Consider the following 5389-nt stretch of genomic DNA (forward strand, 5'->3'; position numbering starts at 1 on the left):
TGCGGAGCGCACCACCGAGCGCGCGCTGGTCGAGGCAGACCAGAGCCCCGCAGTCGCTCGCAGGAGAGATCGACGTCTGTGGAGGCCGCTCCGGTCCCGTTTGGTCTGGACTACCGAAGGCGGTGCACGGAGGAATCCGGCCACACCCGGCAGTTGGTGGTTGCGGCTACCTTCTCGGCCGTCACCCTGAGATCGACCAGTTCAGGTCGCCGCGCCCTGGTCTGAAGCACGGACCGGCTGAGGTGGAGCTTTACCGCCGCACGGGTGAAGCTGAGCTCGTCGGCGACGGCCGCGAAGTGCTCGAGCAGCTTCAGATCCACATGCAGACTCTAGCGGCGCACCGGCAACCGTCGCCGTTGACACCAGGCGAACCGGGTCGGCCACGGAATGTGCAGACGCCCGGTCGCGGTGGCGAGCCGGATCAAACGACAGGGGCGATCCCTGACTGATGCGTGCGACGCATAGGTGATTGACCACTCCCGCCCCGGCCAATACTTTCATCGTCAACAGCAACGAACCGGAACCCGCCGGGGGTTGGCGAAATAATCTCCCGGGATGACAGACGGAGACTGATGCGCGCGTATAACGTAAACGTGGACGTGACCGGGCGGACGGACCTGCCTGGAGAACTGTGGACGGCCACCACCGTGTACTTACCTGATCAGCCGTGCGGTCCGATGACCGTATTGTTCGGGTTCCCGGGAGGCGGATTCGGCCGTAAATATTACGACGTCCGCGCGATTCCCGGCTACAGTCAGGCTGAATATCACACCGCCGCCGGTTTCGTCTTCGTGGCCTGCGACCACCTGTTTGTCGGCGACAGCAGCAGACCCGACGATCCCCTGGCGCTGACCTGTGAGAACCTCGCGATGGCCAACCATGCCGCCGTCGAACACGTCGTCTCGAGGCTTGGCGCTGGCTCGCTCGCGTCGGAGCTCTCGCCGATCGACGTCACGAAGATCGTGGGAATGGGTCAATCGATGGGCGGCTGCCTGCTCACCATTCAGCAGGCCAACCACCGCACTTTTGACGGCGTGGCCTTTCTCGGCTGGAGCGGGATCTACACCAATTTCCCCGCGCCCGACGGCAGTCGAATCACCTATCCCCTGCCGCGCCGCGGCAGCGACCTGCATCCGATCGCCGACCAGGTTCTCGGCGTCGTGGCCCCGGACGAGGACCAGTTCCGGTTCTGCTTCCACTGGCCGGACGAGCAGCCGGAGCTGATGGAAGCCGACCTCGCCACCTATCGCCCCTTCTCAGGTGTCGTTCGCGGCGACGACAGGACGCCATGGGGAAGCGCGACCGTGCCGCCCTGTGCGATAACCATGATGACCGATGGTGCGGTCAGCGCCGAGGCGGCAGCCATTGACGTACCCGTGCTCATTGCCAGCGGTGAGCGAGACGTCATCCCCGATCCCTGGGCGGAACCGTCCGCCTACCGGTCATCGTCGAACATCTCGGTCGTGGTCGTTCCGCGTATGGCTCACATGCACAATTTCGCCCGGACACGCGAACAGCTGTGGGAGCACATCGCGAACTTTGCCCGCGCGGCACCGAAGGCGAAAGTAACGTAACACGAAGCGTCCGGAGTAGATGTGGACCGCATCGGCGACGTCACTCATTTCGAGAGTTCCTCGTGAACCTCTGCGGCGGCGCGTTGCCCGGAACGCACGGCGCCCTCCATGTACTGGGCCCACTTCGTGGATGTCTCCGTCCCGGCCCAGTGAATACGGCCGACGGGCCTACGCAGAGCATCTCGGTAGTTCGTCCAGGTTCCCGGGGTCGGGACACCGCAGTAGCAGCCCCGCGACCAGGGTTCGCGGCCCCAGTTGGCGTAGTAGAAATGCTGCGGCGTGCGGGCCCGCTCGCCGAAGTGCACGACAAAGCAGTCGAGCATCTTCTGCCGCACATCCTCCTCGGACCGGTCCAGCCAGCGGCGGGCGACCTCGCCCTCGATAAAGCCGACCAGAATGCCGGGGACACCGTCGGGCGGCGAGTTGTCGAAGATCGAATTGATGTCGTCCTCACTCACGACCTGACCGTTGAGGTTGTCATCCCGCCAGAACGCGTACGGGTACACGGCGTGACACTTGATTACCGAGCCCAACGGCATCCGTTGTGTGTACTGGTCGCGGGAGGCGGGCATCGGAGGGTCGTACCGGATCCGCGCGGCCAGAGCGGGCGAAGCTGCTACGATGACGTACCTGCCTTCATAATGGCCGTGGTCCGTTTCGACGATCGCCGTGTCGCCCGTCTGGTCGATCGTCCTCACCGGGGATTCGTACCTGATCTTGCCTCCGAGTCGTTCGGCCAGGCGGACGGGAATCTCCTGTGCTCCGCCCAGGAAGCGCCAGACCAGCGAGCTCGCCTCGAGGTCCTCAACGCCGCCCGCCGCCGCGACGTAAAAGAGGAGGTGCAAGAACGACAGGTCACACGGTTCCACCGAGAAGTACCCGACGATCACGGAGTGAAGGGCGAATTTCGCACCGGCCGTCTTCAGGTTCTGCTCCATCCAGGTGGCGACGGTCTGGGTGTCCCACTCCGTCGCCCGCGACGCTTCCCACGGCGCTTCGGACGGAACCTCCCTGGAGAGCGCGTCAATCACGGCCACGGCATTCATGAAATCCGCGAGATCTTCCGTGGGAACCGGGATCTCCAGCGAGCCGGAGCTCTCAGCCGCGTAGACGGTCCGCACGCCGTCGTAGACGAGGATATGCCGCCCGTCCTGGAACGTGGGAAACGTCGTCACGCCCATCTCCTCGGCGAGCGTGAGGATCCGGGTCTGACCCGGCCCGATCCACTGGCCGCCGTTGTCCACCCAACCGCCCCCAGGTATCTGCTGGGTCCATGCGCGGCCACCAACCCTGTCCCGCGCCTCGAGCACGGTCACCGAGTGACCCTGGCCGTTCAAGGCCCAGGCGGCAGAAAGTCCGGAATAACCCCCACCGACGACAATCACGTCGACAACGTCCTGCGAACTCACCATTTATCACTCCCTGCTTCGTCGGGATGCGCCCGTGTTGATCCAACCCGGATTCCAGCCCGACCGCGGACCGCAACAGACGGTGGCAACCGGTGAAAGCAGGTTCGCTGACATCTCGGCGAAAACTTCGGCTAGCGTCCGGTAATCAAGCATACGCCTCTGCCGTATGTCGGGTGCGTACGACACGGCATTCAGAAAGATCGGACGAAACGGAATCGTCACCACTTTCCGAATGTATTCAAGAATGATCCTGTCCGTGTTTTTCATTCATCCCGCGTTCACAGACCGACTGACTGAGGTGGACAAAACAGACATCGATGCTCGCATCCAAGGAGCAGTCGAGTTTTCCAGGCTCGATTCCCAAGGCGCTCACACGGGATTCGTATGTTTGTGCTGTCTCCTTGTCCCATGGCGGCGTACCCGGTGGAGCTGCACGCGCCGGCGGCCCCGTCGCTCGATCACCGGAGGAGGTTTCGATGACCGTCACACCCACGTTCGCGCACACGCCGGACGCGGCACCGAAAGGTGCCGACCAGGTGCCCGGGCCGGGAGGCGGACCGCTCGCATCGGTACGGATGCTGCGCTCCGACCCCCTGGCAGGTCTCACCCGGCTGCGTCGCACCTACGGACCGGTCGTCCGCATCGCCTCCCGGCCGATGTCGGCGTTCCTCGTCGCCGACCCGGCCGCGATCGCCGACGGACTGGTCGGGTCGAACCGGACGCACGCCAAGGGCGCCGTCCGGCGCGGCCTCGGTTCCAGGGAGACGGTCATCCAGCCACTCACGCTGCTGCTCGGCCAGGGGTTGTTGACCAGCGCGGGTGACGTCCACCGCCGGCAACGCCGACTCATGCAGCCGTTGTTCCACCACCAGCGCATCGCCGGCTACAGCGAGACGTTCGCCGCGATCGCCGACGCCACCGCTGACACCTGGGGCCACGGCCAGCACCTCGACGTCCACGCCGAGATGACCGAGATGACGCTCGCGATCGTAGCCCGCACCCTGTTCGACGTCGACCTCGACAGCGAGGTCATCGAGGTCGTCCGCACGGCGTTGACCGAGAACATGGCCGCCGCCGGACGGGCCCGGTTGCCCGGGTTCGAAATGCTCGAGCGGCTTCCCCTGCCCGCAGCCCGACGCCGGCGCGATGCCCGCGCAGCACTCGACCGGGTCGTCTATGCGCTGATCGAGCGCCGCCGCGCCGCCGGCGCAGACGGCGACGACCTGCTGTCGCTGCTGCTGTCCACCCGGGATGCCGACACCGGCGTGGGCATGGCCGACGAGGAGGTGCGCGATGAGGCCCTCACCATCCTTCTCGCCGGGCACGAGACGACCGCTAATGCCCTGAGCTGGACCTTCCACCTGCTCGGACGCGACCGGGCGGTCGCGGCCCGGATGCACGCCGAACTCGACGAGGTACTGGGCGACCGCCGGCCGACGATGGCGGACATCGCGCGCCTGCCCTACACCGACGCCGTGCTGCGCGAGTCGATGCGGCTCTATCCGCCGGTCTGGACGATGGGCCGTCACCTCACCGTGGACCGCGAGGTCGGCGGCTACCTACTGCCCGCGGGCTCGACGTTGCTGTTCAGCCAATGGGTCGTGCACCGCGACGAAACCTGGTGGCCCGACCCGGAGCGTTTCGACCCGACCCGCTGGCTCGTCGGCGCAACCATCGGCGTCGGCGCAGCCCCGCCCGGCCAGCCGCGTTACTCCTACTTCCCGTTCGGCGGTGGTCCCCGCCAGTGCATCGGCAACACCTTCGCCCACTTCGAGGGGGTGCTCGCATTGGCCGCGATCGCCCGCCGATGGTCGTTCGAGCCGGACCCGGATGTCGAGATCGTCCCCCTGCCGCAGGTGACCCTGCGTCCCCGCGACGGCCTGCCGATGACCGCACACCGCCGACGCTGACCGAGCCCTGCCCGCCACCACAGACCCTGACCGGCCCGGAAGTGCCAGCCATCGAAGATCGTAATCCGGTCGGATTCCGTCAGATTCCGCGGGCGACGAAGTCGAGGACGACCCGAAGTGCCTGATCACGTTCAGTGGCGGGGATGTCGCGCAACGGCCCGTCGTTGAGCAGCGTCGACAGGCCGTGCACGGCCGACCAGGCGGCGTACTCGGCCCTGGGACGGCGTTCGGGCGGGATCGCGCCGACCTCGACCAGCTCGTCGAGCCGGGCGCCGAGCAGTTCGTACGGGCCGACTCCGCTGGCACCCACTCCTTCGCCGGGCCCGAAGGAGTGCATGGTGCGCGGCACGGCGAACGCCGTCCGGAACCAGCCGGGTTCAGTGGTGGCGAACTCCACGTAGGCCCGCCCGAGCGCATCGAACCGAGCCCAGGCGGCCGCCAGCGGGTCGGGGTCCGCGGGCAGGGCCGCAACGCGCTGCTCCATGAGCAGCGCCAG

The 5389-nt window shown here is 66.6% G+C and carries 5 protein-coding genes; 2 read left to right on the plus strand and 3 right to left on the minus strand.

The features are described from left to right. Positions 1 to 110: 110 nt before the first annotated feature. Complete coding sequence (locus U9980_RS15480; RefSeq protein ID WP_322768559.1) at positions 111 to 320, minus strand: LysR family transcriptional regulator; 210 nt, start codon at positions 318 to 320, stop codon at positions 111 to 113. A gap of 252 nt (positions 321 to 572) precedes the next feature. Between U9980_RS15480 and U9980_RS15485 the strand changes: the two genes are divergently transcribed. Then, on the plus strand, positions 573 to 1574 hold the full coding sequence (locus tag U9980_RS15485; RefSeq protein WP_322768560.1) for an alpha/beta hydrolase: 1002 nt from the start codon (positions 573 to 575) through the stop codon (positions 1572 to 1574). Positions 1575 to 1618: 44 nt separating this feature from the next. Here the strand turns inward: U9980_RS15485 and U9980_RS15490 are convergent, their stop codons facing one another. After that, positions 1619 to 2986, minus strand: a complete 1368-nt coding sequence (locus tag U9980_RS15490) for a flavin monoamine oxidase family protein (protein ID WP_322768561.1) — start codon at positions 2984 to 2986, stop codon at positions 1619 to 1621. A gap of 473 nt (positions 2987 to 3459) precedes the next feature. Here U9980_RS15490 and U9980_RS15495 point away from each other — a divergent pair, with 473 nt between their 5' ends. Continuing rightward, complete coding sequence (locus U9980_RS15495; RefSeq protein WP_322768562.1) at positions 3460 to 4893, plus strand: cytochrome P450; 1434 nt, start codon at positions 3460 to 3462, stop codon at positions 4891 to 4893. Positions 4894 to 4972: 79 nt separating this feature from the next. Here U9980_RS15495 and U9980_RS15500 read toward each other — a convergent pair. Continuing rightward, a partial coding sequence (locus U9980_RS15500) for a TetR-like C-terminal domain-containing protein (RefSeq protein ID WP_322768563.1) occupies positions 4973 to 5389 on the minus strand: 417 nt, incomplete at its 5' end.

This window comes from Protofrankia sp. Cr1 (assembly GCF_963555865.1).
Lineage (GTDB): Bacteria > Actinomycetota > Actinomycetes > Frankiales > Frankiaceae > Protofrankia.